17 protein-coding genes are annotated in these 18,591 nt (G+C 72.3%); 4 read left to right on the top strand and 13 right to left on the bottom strand.

The window, feature by feature from the left end:
- Positions 1–85 precede the first annotated feature (85 nt).
- Positions 86–673: a TetR/AcrR family transcriptional regulator gene (locus ACIO3R_RS21470; protein WP_402107764.1), complete on the bottom strand. Its 588-nt coding sequence runs from the start codon at positions 671–673 to the stop codon at positions 86–88.
- Positions 674–858: 185 nt separating this feature from the next.
- Between ACIO3R_RS21470 and ACIO3R_RS21465 the strand changes: the two genes are divergently transcribed.
- A complete protein-coding gene (locus ACIO3R_RS21465; RefSeq protein ID WP_385035935.1) occupies positions 859–1,149 on the top strand; it encodes an SHOCT domain-containing protein in 291 nt (96 codons plus the stop codon).
- Between the two features lie 141 nt (positions 1,150–1,290).
- Here ACIO3R_RS21465 and ACIO3R_RS21460 read toward each other — a convergent pair whose 3' ends face one another.
- Positions 1,291–1,812 (bottom strand): ATP-binding protein, encoded by a 522-nt coding sequence (locus ACIO3R_RS21460; protein ID WP_402107761.1) that lies wholly within the window; start codon positions 1,810–1,812, stop codon positions 1,291–1,293.
- A 188-nt stretch (positions 1,813–2,000) separates the two neighbouring features.
- Positions 2,001–2,318 carry a hypothetical protein gene (locus tag ACIO3R_RS21455; RefSeq protein WP_385035938.1) on the bottom strand — a complete coding sequence of 106 codons (318 nt, stop codon included), beginning with the start codon at positions 2,316–2,318 and terminating at the stop codon, positions 2,001–2,003.
- Positions 2,319–2,548: 230 nt separating this feature from the next.
- On the opposite strand from ACIO3R_RS21455, the gene ACIO3R_RS21450 reads away from it, so the two are divergent.
- Complete coding sequence (locus tag ACIO3R_RS21450; protein ID WP_385035939.1) at positions 2,549–3,700, top strand: PLP-dependent cysteine synthase family protein; 1,152 nt, start codon at positions 2,549–2,551, stop codon at positions 3,698–3,700.
- Between the two features lie 27 nt (positions 3,701–3,727).
- On the opposite strand, the gene ACIO3R_RS21445 is transcribed toward ACIO3R_RS21450, so the two are convergent.
- The 4 genes from ACIO3R_RS21445 to ACIO3R_RS21430 all read right to left on the bottom strand — a co-directional run bounded on the left by ACIO3R_RS21445 (position 3,728) and on the right by ACIO3R_RS21430 (position 7,860).
- A complete protein-coding gene (locus ACIO3R_RS21445) occupies positions 3,728–4,207 on the bottom strand; it encodes an SRPBCC family protein (protein WP_385035940.1) in 480 nt (159 codons plus the stop codon).
- A 116-nt stretch (positions 4,208–4,323) separates the two neighbouring features.
- Complete coding sequence (locus ACIO3R_RS21440; protein ID WP_402107756.1) at positions 4,324–6,336, bottom strand: hypothetical protein; 2,013 nt, start codon at positions 6,334–6,336, stop codon at positions 4,324–4,326.
- Between the two features lie 148 nt (positions 6,337–6,484).
- The gene (locus ACIO3R_RS21435; protein WP_363021617.1) at positions 6,485–6,937 is read right to left on the bottom strand and encodes an SRPBCC family protein; all 453 of its coding nucleotides are present in this window, start codon (positions 6,935–6,937) and stop codon (positions 6,485–6,487) included.
- Positions 6,938–7,017: 80 nt separating this feature from the next.
- A complete protein-coding gene (locus ACIO3R_RS21430) occupies positions 7,018–7,860 on the bottom strand; it encodes a DeoR/GlpR family DNA-binding transcription regulator (protein WP_385036648.1) in 843 nt (280 codons plus the stop codon).
- 183 nt (positions 7,861–8,043) lie between these two features.
- Between ACIO3R_RS21430 and ACIO3R_RS21425 the strand changes: the two genes are divergently transcribed.
- On the top strand, positions 8,044–10,440 hold the full coding sequence (locus ACIO3R_RS21425) for a hypothetical protein (RefSeq protein WP_402107752.1): 2,397 nt from the start codon (positions 8,044–8,046) through the stop codon (positions 10,438–10,440).
- On the opposite strand, the gene ACIO3R_RS21420 is transcribed toward ACIO3R_RS21425, so the two are convergent.
- The 3 genes from ACIO3R_RS21420 to ACIO3R_RS21410 form a co-directional block, all read right to left on the bottom strand.
- Positions 10,400–12,832: a right-handed parallel beta-helix repeat-containing protein gene (locus ACIO3R_RS21420; RefSeq protein ID WP_402107748.1), complete on the bottom strand. Its 2,433-nt coding sequence runs from the start codon at positions 12,830–12,832 to the stop codon at positions 10,400–10,402. The genes ACIO3R_RS21425 and ACIO3R_RS21420 overlap by 41 nt on opposite strands.
- A 214-nt stretch (positions 12,833–13,046) precedes the next feature.
- On the bottom strand, positions 13,047–13,655 hold the full coding sequence (locus ACIO3R_RS21415; protein WP_402107746.1) for a hypothetical protein: 609 nt from the start codon (positions 13,653–13,655) through the stop codon (positions 13,047–13,049).
- A 412-nt stretch (positions 13,656–14,067) separates the two neighbouring features.
- Complete coding sequence (locus ACIO3R_RS21410; protein WP_385036656.1) at positions 14,068–14,544, bottom strand: DUF6643 family protein; 477 nt, start codon at positions 14,542–14,544, stop codon at positions 14,068–14,070.
- Between the two features lie 674 nt (positions 14,545–15,218).
- Here ACIO3R_RS21410 and ACIO3R_RS21405 point away from each other — a divergent pair.
- Entirely contained in the window at positions 15,219–15,509 is a 291-nt protein-coding gene (locus tag ACIO3R_RS21405; protein WP_402107743.1) for a hypothetical protein, read from the top strand.
- Positions 15,510–15,518: 9 nt separating this feature from the next.
- Here the strand turns inward: ACIO3R_RS21405 and ACIO3R_RS21400 are convergent, their stop codons facing one another.
- The 3 genes from ACIO3R_RS21400 to ACIO3R_RS21390 are packed head-to-tail and all read right to left on the bottom strand — an operon-like array spanning position 15,519 to position 18,591.
- Positions 15,519–16,922: a purine-cytosine permease family protein gene (locus ACIO3R_RS21400; protein ID WP_385036658.1), complete on the bottom strand. Its 1,404-nt coding sequence runs from the start codon at positions 16,920–16,922 to the stop codon at positions 15,519–15,521.
- Positions 16,923–16,978: 56 nt separating this feature from the next.
- Positions 16,979–17,908, bottom strand: a complete 930-nt coding sequence (locus ACIO3R_RS21395) for an ABC transporter substrate-binding protein (RefSeq protein ID WP_402107740.1) — start codon at positions 17,906–17,908, stop codon at positions 16,979–16,981.
- Positions 17,905–18,591, bottom strand: coding sequence for an ABC transporter permease (locus ACIO3R_RS21390; RefSeq protein ID WP_385036661.1), 687 nt, complete (start codon positions 18,589–18,591; stop codon positions 17,905–17,907). Before ACIO3R_RS21390 ends, ACIO3R_RS21395 begins: the two co-directional genes overlap by 4 nt.

The following is an 18,591-nucleotide window of genomic DNA, read 5'->3' as shown; positions in this document are numbered from 1 at the left end:
CCGCTCCTCGGGCCGTCGGTCGGCCGGAGACCCCGGCGCGGGTGTGCCGGTGCCGCTCGCCCGGCTCGTCTCGGTGTGCCAGGGGTCAGGTGGTGGCGTCCCTACGGGGCCCGAGCGGTGCGAGCAGCCCGCGGACGGATGCGTCGAAGGCCTCCGCCGAACCCGAGGCGCGGGCCAGTACGTAGCCGCCCTGCACCGTCGCGACGATCGTCGCCGCGATGTCGTCCGGCACCAGGGGGTGGGTGAACTCACCGCTCTCCAGGCCCTCCTGGACGATCGCGGCCAGTCTGCCGCGGAGCCACGCGATCGTCTCGTCGACGGGCGCCCGCAGTCCGTCGCTCGCGATGACCTCCGGGTCCATCGTCAGCCGCCCCACCGGGCAGCCCCGCAGCACGTCGCGTTCACGCAGCAGGTAGCGCGAGATCCGCTCGTACGCCGAGCCGGGGGAGTCGAAGGCGGGGCCGGCCGCCTCGCGCATCTCGGCCGCTGTGCGCCGGATGGCGGTGAGTGCCAGATCGGGCTTGCCGCTGAAGTGGTGGTACATGCTGCCCTGGCCGGCGCCCGCGTGCTGCTGGATGGCCTTGGGGCTCGTACCGACGTAGCCCCGCTCCCACAGGAGCTCCTGGGTGGCTTCGATCAGACGCTCCGGAGTGCTCATGAACCCACTGTACATACTGGTAGGTACAGCGACCAGGAGTGATGAGCGGCGGACGGGAGCAGCCGCCGTACCGCCCTCTGCTCCCGAGGGGGTACGCGCACTGCCGCCGGCCGTACGACGACGCGGACCCCTCCCCGGAGACAGGCTCGGAAGCGACAGAAGAACGTGAACGAGAACCCTGAACCGAGGAGCTGACCGAGATGAACACCCTGGCCCTCCACGGCGGACCCGGACCGTGGATCCTCCTTTTCCCGCTCATCTGGGCGGCCGTCGTCGTCACCGTCGTCACGGTGCTGCGTCGCACGGTCTGGCGCGGCCGACGCGGCCCCTGGCAGGACCGGCCGATCCAGGGCGGCCCCGCCGAACGCTCACCGATCGCGATGCTCGGGCGCCGCTTCGCCGCCGGGGAGATCGACGAGGAGGAGTACTGGCGCCGCCTCTCCGTCCTCGACGAGCAGTTCGGCACCCGCGGCAAGGACGCGGTGGCATGACCCGGCCGGCCGGCGGCCGGCCCGGAGGGCGGCGCGGCTCGATGGGCTCCGGGCCGTCACCGCCGACCAGCCGCACCTGGACCGTCCGGCCCGGACACGGCAGGAGCGGGACGCCTCAAGTGGCGCCCCGCTCCTGCCGTGTCAGCCGACCGACACGGACCGTGCCACCGAGGGCTGCACACCCTCCGGCGACATAATGCCGCTCAGGTCGAACGGTCCGTCGGTCGTCGCCCCGTACACCGAATGCGGTGGCTGGACGGCGAACAGGGAAGGGGCCGGAAGAGTGAACCAGACGATCTTTCCGGCTCCGCCCCGGGGGCGGACGCCCCAGCTCTCGCTGACCGCGGCAATCAGTGCGAGTCCGCGCCCCGATGTACTGGAGTCGTCGGCGTCGCGCACGGTCGGCAGCCGTGGGTCGTGGTCATGGACGGACACCGTCAGCCGTTCGAGGAGCAACTCGATCTCGACGGTGCATGATTTGTCCGGCTGTGCATGCCGGTGGACATTGGTCAGCAGTTCGGTGACGCCCAGCGCCGCATGGTCGATCAAGGGATCGAGATGCCAGTAGCGCAACTGCGCCGAAATGATTCTGCGGACCTGACCGATCCGCGACGGCAGGGCCTGGAGCTCCACCGTGCAGTGCCTGCTTGGCTCGCTGATCACGGCTGCGACTCCCCGAAATAGGTCCGGAAGAAGACGGAGAAACGGATCCAGCAGATTGGCTGACTGCTGATTCCGGGCCGGCGGCCTGAATCACAGTGTCACCGCCGGTAAACCATGAGTGACGTGTCTCCAATGTCGCTCAGGGCCTACGGCTCCGCAACTCGCGGTGTCCTCGCGGAGCCGCCCCGTCAGCCTCGCCCGCCGCCCGCGCCGCGCAACGCGTCGAGGAACCGGCGCGCGGGGCCGGCCTCGTCGGGCTTCCCCGGGCGCCGCGGCATCGTCAGCCGGTAACGCGTTCCGTTGACCCGTGCCACCGTCGCGTCCCCGCCCGCGAACCACGCTCTGCCCGTGCTCACGGTCCCCACAGGTGCGCTGTCGATCTCCCGGCCGTAGCTGGTCAGCAGCGCCAGCCGGCCGTCCTTGACGGTCACCTGCCCGGCCCGTGAGAGCGACCGCGCCCACCGGTCGATCCGTACGCCCGTCTCGCTGAAATCCTTTTCGGACATGGCCCCTTCGCCCCCTTCGTGACGCCCCCGAGAGAAAGTGTGCACAACCCGGGCCGGGTGCACCAGAGCGGGTCGGGGCGCAATGACGTATTTGCGCCGCGCACGGTTCGGACAGGTGCCCCGCCCGTAGCACCAAGGCAGGGCTATGGAGTATCAAAGCCATTGTTTGTGCAGGTAGGGGGCATATCGTGGGGCGCGCCGAAACCGGTCACAGGAGGAGAAGCGCGCTGATGGACACGAGTGAGCACGGGCACGACGGCGAAGCGGTGGCGACCGTTGACATCGACCGCACCGACCTGGCGTACCGGGCCTGGCTCAAGGAAGCCGTACGCAAGGTCCAGGCCGATGCCAACCGCTCCGCCGACACCCATCTGCTGCGCTTCCCGCTGCCCGAGAGCTGGGGGATCGATCTCTACCTCAAGGACGAGTCGACGCACCCCACCGGAAGTCTCAAGCACCGGCTGGCGCGCTCGCTCTTCCTCTACGGGCTCTGCAACGGCTGGATCCGTCCGGGAAAGCCGGTGATCGAGGCGTCGAGCGGCTCGACCGCCGTCTCGGAGGCGTACTTCGCCAAGCTGATCGGGGTGCCGTTCATCGCCGTGATGCCCCGGACCACCAGCCCCGAGAAGTGCCGGCTCATCGAATTCCACGGCGGCCGCTGCCACTTCGTCGACGACTCACGCAGGCTGTACGAGGAGTCCGCCACGCTCGCGGCGGAGTCCGGCGGCCACTACATGGACCAGTTCACCTATGCCGAGCGCGCCACGGACTGGCGCGGCAACAACAACATCGCTGAGTCGATCTACCAGCAACTGAGGCTGGAGCGGTACCCCGAGCCGGCCTGGATCGTCGCGACCGCGGGTACCGGTGGCACCTCGGCGACCATCGCGCGGTACGTGCACTACATGCAGCACGACACCCGGATCTGTGTGCCCGACCCGGAGAACTCCTGTTTCTTCGACGGCTGGACCCACCACGACCCCCTCGCCACCAGCGACCGCGGATCCCGCATCGAGGGCATCGGCAGACCGCGGATGGAACCGAGCTTCGTCCCGGGGGCCATCGACCGGATGATGAAGGTCCCGGACGCGGCCACGGTCGCGGCCGTGCGCGCCCTGGAGCGGTCCATCGGCCGCAAGGCGGGCGGTTCCACCGGGACGGGGCTGTGGAGCGCGTTCAAGCTGGTCGCCGAGATGGTCGCACAGGGCCGTACGGGCAGCATCGTCACCCTGATCTGCGACCCGGGTGACCGCTACCTCGACAAGTACTACTCCGACTCCTGGCTGGCCGCACAGGGCCTGGACATCGTGCCGTACACCCGGACCATCGACACCTTCCTGGCCACCGGCAACTGGCCCGGCCAGCAGGGAAGTACGGCCTGATCCGCCGGCAGCGGCCCGCGGCGCACCTCAGGCCGCGGCCGCCGCGAGCCGCCGCCCGAGGTTGCCCACCGCGTCCCGGAACGACCGGCCCACCGCCGACCGCCCCCGCCGCATCGTGAACCGGAACAGCGCCGACCCGTCGGCGGCGAAGGTCCACTGCACCCGGGTGCCGGTGCCGGCCGGGGTCAGCAGCCACTCCTCCACCAGGGCCTGGAGGCCGGGGGCGTTGGAGTCGTCGACCCGGTAGGCGTACCGCAGGCCGGGCTCCGCGGCGACGACCGTCTCCCGGAACGCGATCCCGCCCCGGAGCCGCACCTCGCGGCCCGCCCCCGCGTCGACCGGCCGCGCCGCCGTCACCTGGGTGAACCAGCCGGGCCAGCCCTCGACATCATCGGCCAGTGCGCGGTACACGACATCGGGCGGCGCGGCCACCTCTGCCGCGAAGACCAGTCTCAGCGGGGCGGCCTCGACGAAGTCGAGGCCCACGGAGCGGAGTCGGCGTGCCATGAAACGCACCTCCCGTGCGGTCGGCGGCGGACGGGCCGCCGCTCACCATATCTGTCGGACCGTCAGATGTCGTCGGTGCGGACGGCCTCGGACCGCACGGTGGTACGCCTGTCGCGTCAGCGCACCGCGGTGAGCGAGCCGCCCTCCCGCAGCCGGGCCGTCAGCTCCACCGACGCGTTCCGCGACGCCCGCACCGCGAGCGTCGTTCCGGCCGCCGTGCCCCGGACCGCCCCGGTGGCCTCGATCCGGCTCACCGCACGGCTCCCCGCGGCCAGTACGTACCACTGCCCGGAGGGCGCCCTCCAGTGCGTGCCCCCCAGGACGTGCTGGCCGAACCGGCTGCACAGCGCCGTGTCGCGGGCGTCGCCCACCACGGTCCCCGGCGCGGTGGGCGACGGGGCGGGGCCCAGGAACTGCACCAGAACGCGTCCGGGCCCCTGCCAGGTGTCCGCCCGGGTGCAGACCCACTGAGCCGGGGCGCCGCCCTCAGGGAGGCGCTGTTCGGCGAAGTCCCAGTTGTTGACCGCACGGACACCGGTGCCGCGCAGCGCCCCCAGCGAGCACGCCGTGCGCGCCCAGCTCAGCAGCGCGGGCCCGCCCGTCGCCTCCCTCGGCTGCCGCGCGGGTGCGCCGCCGCCAGGTTTCGGGGTGAAGGTGAGATGAACCGGGTTGAGATCGCCCAGGTCGGTGACGAGGAAGGCGTGCTTCTCCACGATGCGCTCGGAGGACCGCAGTTGCAGCGCCGGCCAGGCGTCGCAGCTGCCGCCGGGGGACGGGCGGTCAACGGCGGCCGTGACGCCGTCCGCCCCCACCTTCAGCGCACGCGCCGGAGTGTTCGGCCTCAGCAGATCGCGCGTCGTGGTCTGCGAGATCCAGGGGGCCAGGAGGAAGCGGGCGCGGTTCCCGCTGCGGCTGACGACCACGGCCGCGCCCGTCGTCACATCCGCACCGTCGGTCCGGGCGAAGTCCAGCGCGGGAGCACCGGATCCGGACAGCGGCTCCGCGTAGCGCACCACCCGTACCCCGCCGTCGTGGAGCAGCACCACGGCGGCGCCGTCCACCTCACCCGCGTACAGCAGCCGCGGCGGCTGGGCCGGGGGCGCCGGGAGGGTCCCCGGCGTGGCCGAGACCGAGGTGTCCCGCGGGGTGCGGCCCCAGGACCGCAGCGCCCGGCCGAGCAGCGCCCGGTCGTCGGTGCGGTCACCGCGGGCCGGCCACGCGGTGAAGTCGACGCGCGAGGTGTCCGCCCACTCCTGCGCGGCGGTACGCAGCAGCGCCGCCGGATCGAGGGCCGGGGCGAGCGCGCCGCGTACGTCCCGGCTGTCGGGCAGGCGGACCGCCGAGCCCTCCTCGGCCAGTGCGACCACGCCGCCCGCCACCACGCACAGCGCGGCGACGCCCGCCACCACCCGCATCCGGTGCCGCCGCCGCAGCAGGTCGCTCGGGCGCGTCTGCAGCACGCACGGATCGAACTCCCCGGAGCGCAGCAGCGCCTCGGCGCCCGCACGGTCGCCGGCCCCGAGCCGCCTGGCCGCCCGGACCGCGCTCGCCGGGTCCCGGGCATCCGCCCGTGCGAGCAGCGCCTGTGCCTCCGGCTCGTCGAGGTCCTCCAGCAGCCGCAGCGCGAACGCCGCCCGAACGGCGGCGGGAACACCCGACAGCTCCTGGTCCAGAGCGAGTTCGGCCACTCCGCCGGCACGGGGGAAGAGCCGCAGGCCCCAGACGGCCGGGAGCGCGGGGCGCAGCGAGGCAGGCGCCGGAAGCCGCCCAGGCCAACAGCGCGGCCGCCGCTCGTGGGTCAGCGCGATGCGCAGCACCCGCAGCCGCATCCAGGCGTACGCGGAGGTCACGTCGTCATCCGGCTCGGGCGGGCGCGCTCCACCGCGGGTCTGGGCCGGAACGCGGGTGGGCGTCGGCGCCTCGGGCGCCCTGCGTACCCGGGGCAGTGCGCGCTGTACCGAGGCGTGGGCGGCCAGTACCCTGCGGTGCCGGCCGAGGGCGGGCGGCAGCACCAGATAGGCGAGCCGGACGAGACGCGGATAGTGCTCCACGAGCGCGGCCTCGGCCTGCGGAACGCCGGGGCGCTCACTGCTGCCGGAGGACCGCTGCTGCGGTTGGTGGATCGGCATGAATTCGGTGCCTTCTGAGCCGTAGGCGGAAACCGTCACACCAACAAACGACTCGATGGTGTGACGGTCACATCACCTGCTCACGGCACCTGCCGGCGGCCTTTCACGTGCGTGCGGAAGGAGCTCCCCACGCATGTCCGGTCACCGCTCACCGGTACCCCTGCGCCGGCCGGTCGAGCATGGAGTCGAGCACCCGGCCGAAGACCCGCCGCCCCGCTCCGGAGATCAGCGGATCGCCCCACCTCGGCAGCAGCCGGACGCTCAGCTCCTCCACCCACACCACATGGGAACCGGCATGGGTGGGATACACATCGATCGATGCCCGGCCCAGCACCACCCGGCCGCGCTTCTCCAGGCGGCACATTCCCGCCCGGCTGCCGGACGGCGGTGACCACCGGACCACTTCCATCGGATCGTCGAACGCCAGCGGGCCGATTCCCGTGCGTGCCACGAAGACCGTCCCGGCCCGGGTCGGCAGTCCGGCGGGCACCGTGATCGTCGTCAGCGGGACGTGCGCGGCGTGCCGTTCCCAGTCCGTCACCCGGCGCCAGGACTCGGCTGCGGGCAGAGGGGTGAAGCGCTCGATCCGGAAGACGGCCACAGCACGATCCTAGGCCGTGGCCGCCCCGCCGCGAGCTGAGCGGAATCCGGGGCCCACCGAACGCCGGACGGAACCCGCGCTCAGCCCTGCTCGGGCCCGCCGCCCGCGTCCCGGCCCACGACCACCAGACCGGGCAGGTGCTCCTCGATCTCCTCGCGGGACTTCTCGGACAGACCCGCGTCCGTGACGAACGTGCTCACCTGCTCCAGCGTGGCGAACGAACTCAGTCCCACCGTGCCCCACTTGGTATGGTCGGCGACCACCACCACGCGCCGCGCCGACTGGACGAACCGGCGGTTGGTCTCGGCCTCCGCCAGATTCGGCGTGGACAGACCGGCCTCGACCGAGATGCCGTGCACACCGAGGAAGAGCACATCGAAGTGGAGCGAGACGATCGCCTGGTCCGCGACCGGGCCGACCAGCGAGTCGGACGGCGTCCGCACCCCACCGGTGAGCACCACGGTCGCGGCGCCCGGCCGGGCACCCGGAGACCCCGGACGCTGCGCCGCATGGAACACGTCGGCCACCCGCACCGAGTTGGTCACCACCGTCAGGTCCGGTACGTCCAGCAGGTGCTGGGCGAGCGCGTAGGTCGTGGTGCCGCCGGAGAGCGCGATCGCGCTGCCGGGCACGGCCATCGCGGCGGCCGCCCGCGCGATGTCCTCCTTCGCGGTCAGCTCCAGCGTCGACTTGGCCTCGAAACCGGGCTCGTGCGTACTCGCCTCGACCACCGGAACGGCGCCGCCGTGCACCTTCTCGATGACACCCTGCCGCGCCAGCGCGTCCAGGTCCCTTCGGACGGTCATGTCGGAGACGCTCAGCCTGCGGGTCAGCTCATTGACCCTGACCCCGCCGCGCCTGCGTACCTCGTCGAGGATCAGCGCGCGCCGCTGCTCCGCGAGCAGATTCTGATTCTCGCTCAACGCCGGGTCCGGTCCTTCCCTCTGGCCGTGCAGGAGTCCGTTCGGACGGGCTCATCCTGCCACGCGGTGTCGCGGGCCGCCGCACTGGGGAGATTCGGTGAGAGCGGCACGGACACCGCCGTTCAGCCGCGATTCTGATGACCGGACATCAGCCGCCGTCCCCTTCGAGAGCGAGTCACCCCAGTGCCACCTCCCACCCAGGCCCCGCAGAGCACCGGACCAGCGCTGGAACTGCTGGTCCACGGCGTCGGCGGAGCCACCCCCCAGGAGATGCTCGTCGACCCGCGCACGGTCCGGGTCACCGGTGACGCCACCGCCGCCATTTACCGGCGCTCCGAAGACGTCGACGCGGAGCAGCACCCCGAGCGGTACCGGGACCGGCCCATCCCCGAGGCCTACTGCTGGTCCAACCTCACCTCCGGCAACGGATCCCGGGCGCTCTGGCTCCTGCTGCTCCCGTTCATGGTGATCAACCTCGCCCACTGGATGCGCCCGGCCGCCACCGCCCGCCCCCGCACCATCCGGCTCTACGGGGCGCTCGTCCGGCTCGTCGCGCTGAGCCTCACCGTCCTGCTGACGGCCGCGGCCTGCGAGGTCGCGCTCGACCTGACGGCCTGGCAGTGCGCCGGGGTGCCGGACTGTTCCGACCAGCGGTCGTGGCTGGGATTCCTCTCCGCCGCGCAGGGCGGCTGGTGGTCCCAGCCGGGCCGGCGGCTCGCGCTCGCCGCACTCGTGCCGACCGCACTGGTGGGACTGCTCTGGTACCTGTCCAACCGCACCTGGAGCGCCTACGAGTCCCAGCGCCCGCTGACCGGAACGGCCCCCGACGACGGCGAGCCGAGCACCGCCCACGGGACCGGCGGCGCACCCGCCGAGCCCATCCGGCCCGCACTCGGACGCCCCGGATTCTGGTTCGGGCGCCGGCTGGTCGCCCGGCTGCGCGCCGCCCACACCGCCGCCGGGTTCCTGACCGTCACCGCCTCCGTCGCGGGCGCCACGGCCCGGCACGACCGTGCCGCGGAGGGACCGGTCCCCGCCGTGTACGGCCGGCTGATCGAGGCGCTCCTCGTCCTGGGCATGCTCGTGGTGCTCTGGGTCGTCTGCCGGCGCGGCCGCAGCGAACGGCGCCTCGACAACCGGCTCGACCGCGCCGTCATCACCTACCTGCCCGGGGCCGCACTGACCCTGCTCGCCGTCGCCTCTGCGCACGCCGCCTGGTCCCGCCCCGGCTGGGCCTCGGCGGGCACGCTCCCCGGTGACATCACGTTCCGCGTCGTCACCCTCGCCCAGGGCGCCCTCGTCATCGCCCTCGCCGCGGTGGCGTGGAGCCTGTACCGGCGCAGCCCCGAACCGCGCACCGTGATGCACGGACTCGGCGGCCCCGCGGTCGCGATGCTCGCCTGCGCGCTCGGCGGCGTGATGACCGGCGGGGTGGCCCAGCGCGTCGCCGACTGGCTCGACGGCCCCGGCAGCCCCGGAATGGGCCGCAGCGCCGTCATAGACGGACCGCCGGTGCTGCTCAGCTGGCAGGCGTCCGTCATCCCCGTGCTGCTGGTGCTGCTCCTGGTTCCCGGCATCGCGCTCGGCGTACGGACCTACCTCACCGCCCGCCGCCTGGAGCCCGTGGTCGACGCGGAGTACGAGGAGGCACGGCCCGACCCCGCCCGCACCAAGCAGATCGCCCGGACCCGCGCCACGGCCGCGCTCACCGACTCCGCGCCCGGCATGGTCGGCCTGGTCTCGACCGCCGCCCTGCTGCTCGGCACCGCGGCGGTCGGCGGTGCCTGGGCGAGCGGACAGGTTCCCGGGCTCGCGATGGACGGCAGCAGCCCCTTCGTCGAATCGGTGGCCGAGGCGGCGCAGTCGACCGGCTCCTGGATGATCGGCTTCGGTTTCCTCGTCTTCGTCGCCTGCGGCCGGCGCGCCTACCGGGACGCCTCCGCCCGGCGCACCATCGGCATCCTCTGGGACGTCGGTACCTTCTGGCCGCGCGCCGCACACCCCTTCGCGCCGCCCTGCTACGCCGAGCGAGCCGTCCCCGACCTGGCCTCACGCATGTCCGGCTGGACCGCGCGGACCCGCGGCAGGCTCGTCATCTCCGGCCACTCCCAGGGCAGCGTCCTCGCCGCGTCCGCGGTCTGGCAACTGCCCGCGGCGACCCGTCGCAGGGTCGCCCTGCTGACCTACGGCTCACCGATCGAGCGGCTCTACGGGCGCTGGTTCCCGGCCTACTTCGGCCCCGCCCAACTGCACGGGCTGCACCGCTCGGTGCACTGCTGGCGCAATCTGTGGCGGGCCACCGACCCGATCGGCGGCGAGGTCAGGCTCGGCGAGGGGTCCGGGCCCGAGGTGGACCGCGGCCCGCTGAAGGACCCGCTGGTCTACGGACGCACCCCCGAACACCCCCTGCCCGAGCCGGTGCTGGGCCACTCCGAATACCAGGCGGACCCGGCCTTCGCCCAGGAGCGGGCCGTGCTCCTGGAACGGCTGGCCCCGCTCCTGCCCCACCAGGCCGAGGGCGACGAGGCCCGCCCGCCGCTCAGGGAAGTTCCGGGAGGTCCTCCGGATACAGCAGGGTGAGGTCGTCCGTGCTCGTCTCGGCGAGCTGGGCGACCCTGCCCGCGTGCCGCTCCACCATCGACTCGAAGGTCTGACGGGCGGTGCGGCCGTTGCCGAACGCGGGCCCCTTGGGGAGCTCGGTGAAGTACTTCAGCAGCGCCTCGTCGGTCCCGGACGCGAGGCTGTACTCCTGCTCCTCGGTCTGCTGCTCGACGATCCGCAGCAGCTCCTGCGGCTCGTAGTCACTGAAGGTGATGGTCCGGGAGAAACGGGACGCCACACCGGGGTTGACGGTGAGGAACCGCTCCATCTCGTGGGTGTACCCGGCGACGATGACGACCACCGCGTCCCGGTGGTCCTCCATCAGCTTCACGAGCGTGTCGATCGCCTCGCGGCCGAAGTCCCGGCCGGAGTCCTCGGGGGACAGGGCGTACGCCTCGTCGACGAACAGCACACCGCCGCGCGCCCGGTCGAAGGCCTCCTGGGTACGGATGGCGGTCGAGCCGATGTGCTCGCCGACCAGATCGACCCGGGACACCTCGACCAGATGGCCCCGCTCCAGTACACCGAGGGAGGCCAGGATCTCGCCGTACAGCCGGGCCACGGTGGTCTTGCCGGTGCCGGGGGAGCCGGTGAAGACGAGGTGGCGGCGGACCGAGGCGGCCTTGAGCCCGGCCTCCTGGCGCCGCCGTCCCACCTCGATCATGTCGGTGAGCGCGCGCACCTCACGCTTCACGCTGTCGAGGCCGACCAGGGTGTCCAGTTCGCCCAGGACCGCCCCGGAGGTACGCGCGGGCTCGGCCGGCGGTTCCGCGGCGGCGGGCTCGACCGCACGTGGCGCCGGGACCCCGCCGAGCAGCCCCGGAGTCGACTGGGTCGCCGTCAGGACCGTGGGCGGCGGGGGAGTGGCGGTGCGCAGCGCGCTCTCGTCGCTGGTGCAGTCCTCGACGACCGGACCGGTGCCGGAACCGTCGGCGTGCGAACCGCCTTCCGCGAACTCGTAGCCGCCGCGGGCGCACCGCTCGGTCCGGCAACGGGTGAGCGTCGTGCGGCAGCCGTCCATCACGTGGAAGCCGTAGCCCTCGCTCCCGGTGACCCGGCAGCCGTGGAAGGTGCCGCGGCCCTCGGCCGACACGTAGAAACCCGCCTCGGCGGGCGAGGTGACCGTGCAGCGCTCGATCGTCGGATCGGCGCCCTTGGTGACGATCACGCCCGTCTGGGCGGCGTCGATGGTGCAGTTGTTCAGGGTGCCGCCGCTCCCGTGGTCGCGGAACCAGGCACCGGTGGACGCCTCCCGGATCCGGCAGTCGTCGAGCTGCGCCGTCGCCCCGTCGCTGACCGACACCGCCGTATTGCGGACCTGGGACAGATCGCTGTCCACGACGTCGGCGCGCGAGCCCCGGTCGAGCACGAAGATGGCGTCCGGCACGTCGTGGACGCGGCAGGAGTCCAGTATCACGGTCGCCCCGTCGCTGACCCAGACCGCCGGGTAGTCGCCCGTACTGTCGTGGATCTCGCACTGGTTGGCGTCGACCCGGGTGCCCGGGTCCCAGACCGAGAGCCCGTTGCGGCCGAACCGGCGCACGGTGGAGCGGGTCAGGGTGAGGACCGAGCGCGAACGCAGGTCCACCGCGTTCTCCGGGATGTCGTGGATGTCGCAGTCGGCCAGGGTGAGCACCGCGTCGGTGTCGAGGGTGACGCCGTCCGCCGACGTGCGGTGCACCGTGCAGTCGGTGAGGTGGGCGGAGGCGCGGGCGGCCACCTGTATTCCGCTGCCCTTGATCTCGTAGATCTCGCAGCCGACCGCTTCCAGGCCGCTGCCCTCACCCGTGACGGACAGCCCGGCTCCCGAGGAGTGGTGGACACGGCAGCGCTCCAGCCGGGGGTGTGCGCCGTCGCGCACCGAGACACCGGACTGCCCGGCGGAGACGATCTCGCACTCCTCGAACACACCGCCCGCGCCGTCGAGTACGGCGATGCCGACGCCGGCCGGATTGTCGACGGTGCAGCGCCGCACGGTCGGTCTGGCCGCACCGCGCACCTCGATACCGGCGGCCGAGCGGGTCACGATCCGCAGGTCCGCGAGTTCCGGAGCACCTTCCTCGACCAGCAGGGCGGGGGCCGCCGAGTCCTGGCCCTCCACATGCAGGTCCTGGACGACGGCGGAGGCGCGCAGGGTCAGCGGTACGCCGTCGACGGGGGCGATCCGGACGGATCCGAGCGAGCCCTCCGGCCCGCGCAGCGTCACCGCGCGGGCGATGACCAGATTCTCCCGGTAGGTGCCCGGCGCGACGGTGAGTACATCACCGTCCGCCGCCGCTTCCAGAGCCGCGGTGAGGGAGGCGTATTCGCCAGTGCGGCGCCGCCACCGCGATGTGCCGGTGTGCGTCACCTGGACCGTGCCCTGTGCCATGGCGCTGTCGTGCCCCCGCCTCGTGCGTGTGTTGCGTGTGTGATGCCCGGGTCACCGGCCTCGCGGCAGTGACCATCCGGGGTCCGCCTGCCGAAGTGACGGGCGGGCCGGTCCACCGTAGCGCGCGCGGAGGGCGGGAGTTGACCCGATCAGCACCCTGGGGGGTTTCGCTCGGATCAGGCCGGACCAGGGAACGGACCGGCCGGGACGGCTCTCAGCTGCCGGTGCCCGTCCTGCCCCAGTCCGGACCGGCCCTGGCCCACGCCCGGTCGAGCCGCGCGTACCGCTGCCGCACCATCCGCCATACGATCAGACGCCGTCCGGCCTCGATCAGCAGGGCGGCCAGCATCGCGGCACCGAATCCGGCCAGCGCGGCATGGGTGTGGGCCGTCGGCGCGTCCATGGGGCGCAGCGCGGGATGGCCTTCCCGGTCGGTCCAGATCCGCACCCGGTCCCCGGGGGCGGTGTGGTGCGAGGTGGTCGACACCGTGGCGCTGCGGACCGTGCCGTCCGGCGCCTGCCAGCGGGCCAGCACCGTGGTCAGGGCCGCCCGGTCGGCGGATACCTCGGGGTCGGCGACGAAGTGCCGTGAACCTGCCGTCCGGCGCACCACGACGGCGGTGGTGAGATGGCTCCTGGCCTGCTGGGCCCGCACGGATTCCTGCAGCACGTCATCGGTGCGCGATCCGAAGAACCAGCCGGCCGCCGGCGCCGCCAGCACGAACAGCACGAACGCGGCCAGTGCCACCCACGCCTCGCGCCGGTCCGTGGCACGCCGCAGAGGGTTGTGCCGCCAACGCCAGACTCCCGAAAGTGCCCGCACAGTCCTGCACTCCCTTCCGTATCCGCCTCAGCCCGATACGGTGCGGTCCGCGCGCCGGAGCGACGAGGAGGGAAAAACCTCACCCCGCCCAACGCGGCCGTCGGCCCCCGGAGTTCCCGTTGACGCGGGGCCGCCCGGCAAGGACACGGCAAACACCGGCGGTGCCGGGAGCGGCTGCTGACGTCCCGTGACCGTCCCGCCGACGGCATCGGCGGGTATCCGGCGAGGGCCGCCGTCGAGTCCCCATGGCTCGACTTCGGTCTCGCCGGTCGCTTGTGCCGCCGGCACTCCGGACTGACGGATGTGGACGGCACTCGGTACGGCAGGGCGCATGCGCCCATTCTGCCAGCCGCCGCGGACAGTCCACCGCCCGGCGGCAGTACTCCCTCAGTCCCCCACGCTCAGTGCTCGCTCAGTACCCCCGGCCCTGGTACGGGCGGTTGTACGGGTCCTCGTACGGGGACTGCGCGGGAGCCGGCCGCGGCGACGCCGGACGCATCGACTCGTAGCCGGTACCCGGCGCGGGTCGCGGCTGCTGCTGTTGCGGGGGCGGCTGGTAGCCGCCACGGCCCCCGGCCGGCTGCTGCGGGATGTACGGCGCCGGGGCGTGCTGCAGATGCGCAGGCTGCATCGGCGCGTAGCCCTGCTGCGCCGCCGGCTGCGGGTAGCCGTACGACGGGGCGGGCTGGGAGGGCGCGGCCGGAAGGGCAGGCAGGGCCGCCGGGAGCGCCGGCAGATAGCTGTTGCCGGTGTCGTAGGCGGCAGGAACTCGGATCGGCGCGATCTGAGGGGTACCCCGCTCCGCGACCAGGGAGTCGTAGATCGGAGTGTCGGGGAACGACGGTGCGGCGTAGTAGCCGCCGCCGTAGGTGGAGCGAGGGGAGGTCATGCCACCTAAGTTAAGCCCACGATGTGCCGATTGGGGAGCCCCAATCTTGGGGTTATCCGTTTTACGCTGATTCTGCCCTGCTGACCTGCCAAGACATTGATAAAGGCTTTGTTAACAGAGGGGGTTTTTCTGTTGGAGGAACCGGTGGCTAACGAGTAGTGACGGAGGCGCTACCAGGGGTCTGTCCGGCGGATCTTGGGCGAGTGGCGCGCACGCTGACGCACCTTCTTCGGCGGCCTCCGTATCACGGCGTCAGGGGCGGCGAGCTGGCACAACACCGAGGCACTCGGCAGGACGCGAATAGCGCGGGCCCAAAGCGAGATGCGTGCGGCGCATACGGCGGGGATCGCGGCGGACGCAGTCCGCCGGGCGTGACGCGCGTTGCCGGGAAAGGCTTTCGGAGACCCCCGAGAGCCCCGCGTGATCCAAACGGGAGACCGTGGGGCATGTGGCTTTCACTGCGATGCGCACTCCGACGGTCAGGGAGATTCGTGGAGGACGCGCGGCATAGCGAGTTGGCCCCTCGGGTCCGGGAGTTCGGCGAGAGCGGGGAACCCCCGGCTCGTGCTCGACGACGATGCCCCTGCTGCCGGGGCGGAACGGCGTGCCGGCCGGCTCAGGCCCGGGTGCGGCGGCGGCGCAGGGTGGTGAAGCCCAGCGCGCCGGCTCCGGCCGTGACGAGGGCCGCCGCAGCCACGGCGGTCGCCGAGACACCGCCGCTCCCGGTCTCGGCCAGTTGCGTGGTCGTTCCGGGGGGCGTCGAGGTGGCGGCCGCCGCTGAGGATGTGGCCGACGAGGAAGGGGTTGCCGAGGCCGTCGGGGTGGCCGTGCCGGGAGTGGCCGCCTTCAGCGTGAGCGACGCCGATGAGCCGCAGAAGGTGGTGTTTCTGAACGGGGTCGATGCCGACCGGGACGAGGTGAGGCGGGCCAGTCGGCGGCCCGCCCCGGCGCCACGAAGAAGGTAGCGGCGGGAGCTACTTCGGAGGCACCGGGGCGTACCGCGTCTCCTCCGGAACGTGTGACGTGTCGCGGCGGGCCAGGAGCCAGTACAGGGCGGCAGGGACCACCAGGCCCACCATCCAGGAGATGTCCGCGCCGCCCAGCGGATCCACCAACGGGCCCGTGTAGAAGTGCGTCGCGAGGAACGGGAGCTGGGCGAGGATGCCCACCCCGTAGACGGTGAGTGCGTCCCGGCGCCAGGCGCCGTAGCGGCCCCCGGGGTCGGAGAGCGCCGGGATGTCGTACCGCTCCCGCGAGATCAGGTAGTAGTCGACCAGGTTGATCGCGGACCACGGCGTGAAGAACGTCAGCAGGAACAGCAGGAAGTCCTTGAAGGACGTCAGGAAGCTGTCCTTGCCCAGGAGCGCCACCGCCGTCCCCGCCACCATGATCACCGCGATGTACGCGGCCCTGCCGCGCGGCGACAGCGTCTTCTGGCCCCGGAATCCGCTGATGCCGGTCACCATCGACATGAAGCCGCCATAGGTGTTGAGCACATTGATGGTCAGCTTGCCGAAGGCGATCACGAAGTACAGGAACGACGCGATCAGGCCGGCGCCACCCAGGCCGACCACGTATCCGACCTGGTTGTCGAGGAACGACTCCCCGGCGCTCGCCGCCACCAGCACCCCGAACGTCATCGACCACTGAGAGCCGGTCGCCGACCCCGACAGGGTCCACCAGAAGGTGGCCCGGCCCGACGTCGTACGGGGCAGATAGCGCGAGTAGTCCGCGACGTACGGCCCGAAGGCGAGCTGCCAGGACGCCGAGAGCGACACCGCGAGCAGGAACACCGGCAGCTCGAAGTGCGCGTCGCCGAGCAGCTCCGACAGGTCCACGCGGCCCAACAGGCGGATGCCGAGGTAGATGAACGCCAGCGCGCAGACCACGCTCGCCACCCGCCCCAGGACGTGGATCACGCGGTAGCCGACCGCCGCCACCACTGCGGTGACCACGGCGAAGACGATGATGCCGGTGGTGTCGTTCGTGTGCGTGAGCTCGGCGGTGGCCTGTCCGGCGAGGACGCTGCCGCTGGCGAAGAAGCCCACGTACATGAGGACGACCAGGAGGAGGGGGACGGCCGCGCCGCGTACCCCGAACTGGGCCCGGGACTGGATCATCTGGGGCAGGCCGAGCTTCGGTCCCTGCGCCGAGTGCAGGGCCATGACGGCGCCGCCGAGCACATTGCCCAGCAGGAGGCCGATCACCGACCACACCACGTCGCCGCCGAAGACGACGGCGAGCGCGCCGGTGACGACCGCGGTGATCTGCAGGTTCGCGCCGAGCCAGAGGGTGAACTGACTGAACGCGGTCCCGTGCCGTTCGTCGTCCGGGACGACGTCGATGGAGCGGCGCTCCACCAGGTCTTCAGCTGCCATGACTCGGTTACCGGCCTCTCTTTGGTGTGCCCTGCTCCGCGGTCCGGCGGTGGCGGCTACTTGATCCCGTGCCGTGCCGCCCAGTCGCCCGCGACGTCCTGCGGGTCCTTCTTGTCCTTGTCCACCAGGCGGTTGAGCTCGGTGAGCTGCTCGGTCGTCAGCGCGCTGCCGAGCCGGGCGAGCGCCTTGCGGACCGTGGAGTCGGCCTTGCGGTCGGCGATGAGCGGGACGATGTGCTGGCCGGGGACCAGGTTCTTGGGATCGGTGAGGACGACCCAGTGCTCGGCGGCGATGTCGGTGTCGGTGGTGAAGAGGTTCGCGACGTCCACGTCACCCTTCCTGAGCGCGCCCTTGACCAGCGGCCCCGAGGAGTCGAGGGACTTGAACTCCCTGAACTCCACGCCGTACACGTCCTTGAGGCCCACCGCGCCCACCGTGCGCTTCTTGACCTCGGGCGCCGCCCCGATGACGAGCTTCCCGTTGTGCCGCGCGAGGTCGGCGAGGGACTTGAGACCGTACTCGGCGGCGGTCTCCCGGGTGACGACGAACGCGTCGGAGTCCTCGGCCCTGCCGTAGGGCAGGATCTGCAGGCCGTTCGGCAGGGCCATGGCGAGGGCGTTCTGCATCTCGCCCTCCTCCGTGGCCTTCGCCTTGGCGTCGAGGTAGTGCAGCAGGGCGCCCTGGTACTCGGGCAGGAGGTCGATGTCGCCGCCCTTCAGAGCGGGGATGAGGATCTCGCGGGTGCCGAGGTTGGGGCGGACCTTGGTCTTCACGCCGGCCGCTTCGAGCGCGGCGGCGTAGAGGTACCCGAGGACCTGGTTCTCGGTGAAGTTGGCGGTGCCGATGGTGACGCCGTCCTTGCTGGAGCCGCCGCCTCCGCCGCCGGACCCCTGCCCGTCGAGCGAGGTGACGCCGCTGCTGCAGGAGGCGAGCGCGGGGACGGAAGCGGCGGCGAGGAGGCCGCCGAGGAGGTTTCTGCGGTTCATCGTGTGTGCTCCTGGGCCGACTTGGCGGGGCGGTGACGGAAAAGGGTGCGCTGGAGTGCCGAGAGCGCGAGGTCGAGGACGACCGCGACGAGCGCCACGAGCACGGCGCCGCCGAGCACCTGTACGAGGTCGCGCTGGGCGAGCCCGTCGAAGACGTACCGGCCGAGGCCGCCGAAGGAGACGTACGCGGCGATGGTGGCCGTCGCGACGACCTGGATGAGGGCGAGCCTGAGCCCGGTCATGATCAGGGGGAGCGCGAGGGGCAGTTCGACCTGGAGGAGGACCTGGTGCCAGCGCATCCCCTGGCCGCGCGCGGCATCCCGCACCTCGGGGTCGACGGCGGTCATCCCGGCGTAGGTGTTGGTGACGATGGAGGGGACGGCGAGCGCCACGAGGGCGATGTAGACGGGCCACATCGAGAGCCCGCTGGCCAGGAAGACCAGCACGACGAGCCCGACCGTGGGCAGCGCGCGCCCGAAGCTGGAGAGATTGATGGCGAGGAAGGCGCCGCGTCCGGTGTGCCCGATGAGCAGGCCGACCGGCAGGGCGAGGGCGGCGGCGATCAGCGTGGCGAGCAGCGAGTACTGGAGGTGCTCGGCGAGGCGGTGCCCGATGCCGTCGGGCCCGGTCCACTGCTCACTGCTGACCAGCCAGGCGCCGAGATCCTTGAAGAGTTCGTACAT

The organism is Streptomyces sp. NPDC087428 (assembly GCF_044744085.1).
GTDB lineage: Bacteria > Actinomycetota > Actinomycetes > Streptomycetales > Streptomycetaceae > Streptomyces.
The sequence above is the reverse complement of the archived record's forward strand: the minus strand, read 5'-3'. Positions and strand labels throughout refer to the sequence as shown.

Bases quoted from the DNA above. Each gene is read 5' to 3' on its own strand.
- ACIO3R_RS21470 (WP_402107764.1), bottom strand. From the start codon at position 673: ATGTACAGTGGGTTCATGAGCACTCCGGAGCGTCTGATCGAAGCCACC.
- ACIO3R_RS21465 (WP_385035935.1), top strand. From the start codon at position 859: ATGAACACCCTGGCCCTCCACGGCGGACCCGGACCGTGGATCCTCCTT.
- ACIO3R_RS21455 (WP_385035938.1), bottom strand. From the start codon at position 2,318: ATGTCCGAAAAGGATTTCAGCGAGACGGGCGTACGGATCGACCGGTGG.
- ACIO3R_RS21450 (WP_385035939.1), top strand. From the start codon at position 2,549: ATGGACACGAGTGAGCACGGGCACGACGGCGAAGCGGTGGCGACCGTT.
- ACIO3R_RS21445 (WP_385035940.1), bottom strand. From the start codon at position 4,207: ATGGCACGCCGACTCCGCTCCGTGGGCCTCGACTTCGTCGAGGCCGCC.
- ACIO3R_RS21440 (WP_402107756.1), bottom strand. From the start codon at position 6,336: ATGCCGATCCACCAACCGCAGCAGCGGTCCTCCGGCAGCAGTGAGCGC.
- ACIO3R_RS21420 (WP_402107748.1), bottom strand. From the start codon at position 12,832: ATGGCACAGGGCACGGTCCAGGTGACGCACACCGGCACATCGCGGTGG.
- ACIO3R_RS21410 (WP_385036656.1), bottom strand. From the start codon at position 14,544: ATGACCTCCCCTCGCTCCACCTACGGCGGCGGCTACTACGCCGCACCG.
- ACIO3R_RS21400 (WP_385036658.1), bottom strand. From the start codon at position 16,922: ATGGCAGCTGAAGACCTGGTGGAGCGCCGCTCCATCGACGTCGTCCCG.
- ACIO3R_RS21395 (WP_402107740.1), bottom strand. From the start codon at position 17,908: ATGAACCGCAGAAACCTCCTCGGCGGCCTCCTCGCCGCCGCTTCCGTC.
- ACIO3R_RS21390 (WP_385036661.1), bottom strand. From the start codon at position 18,591: ATGTACGAACTCTTCAAGGATCTCGGCGCCTGGCTGGTCAGCAGTGAG.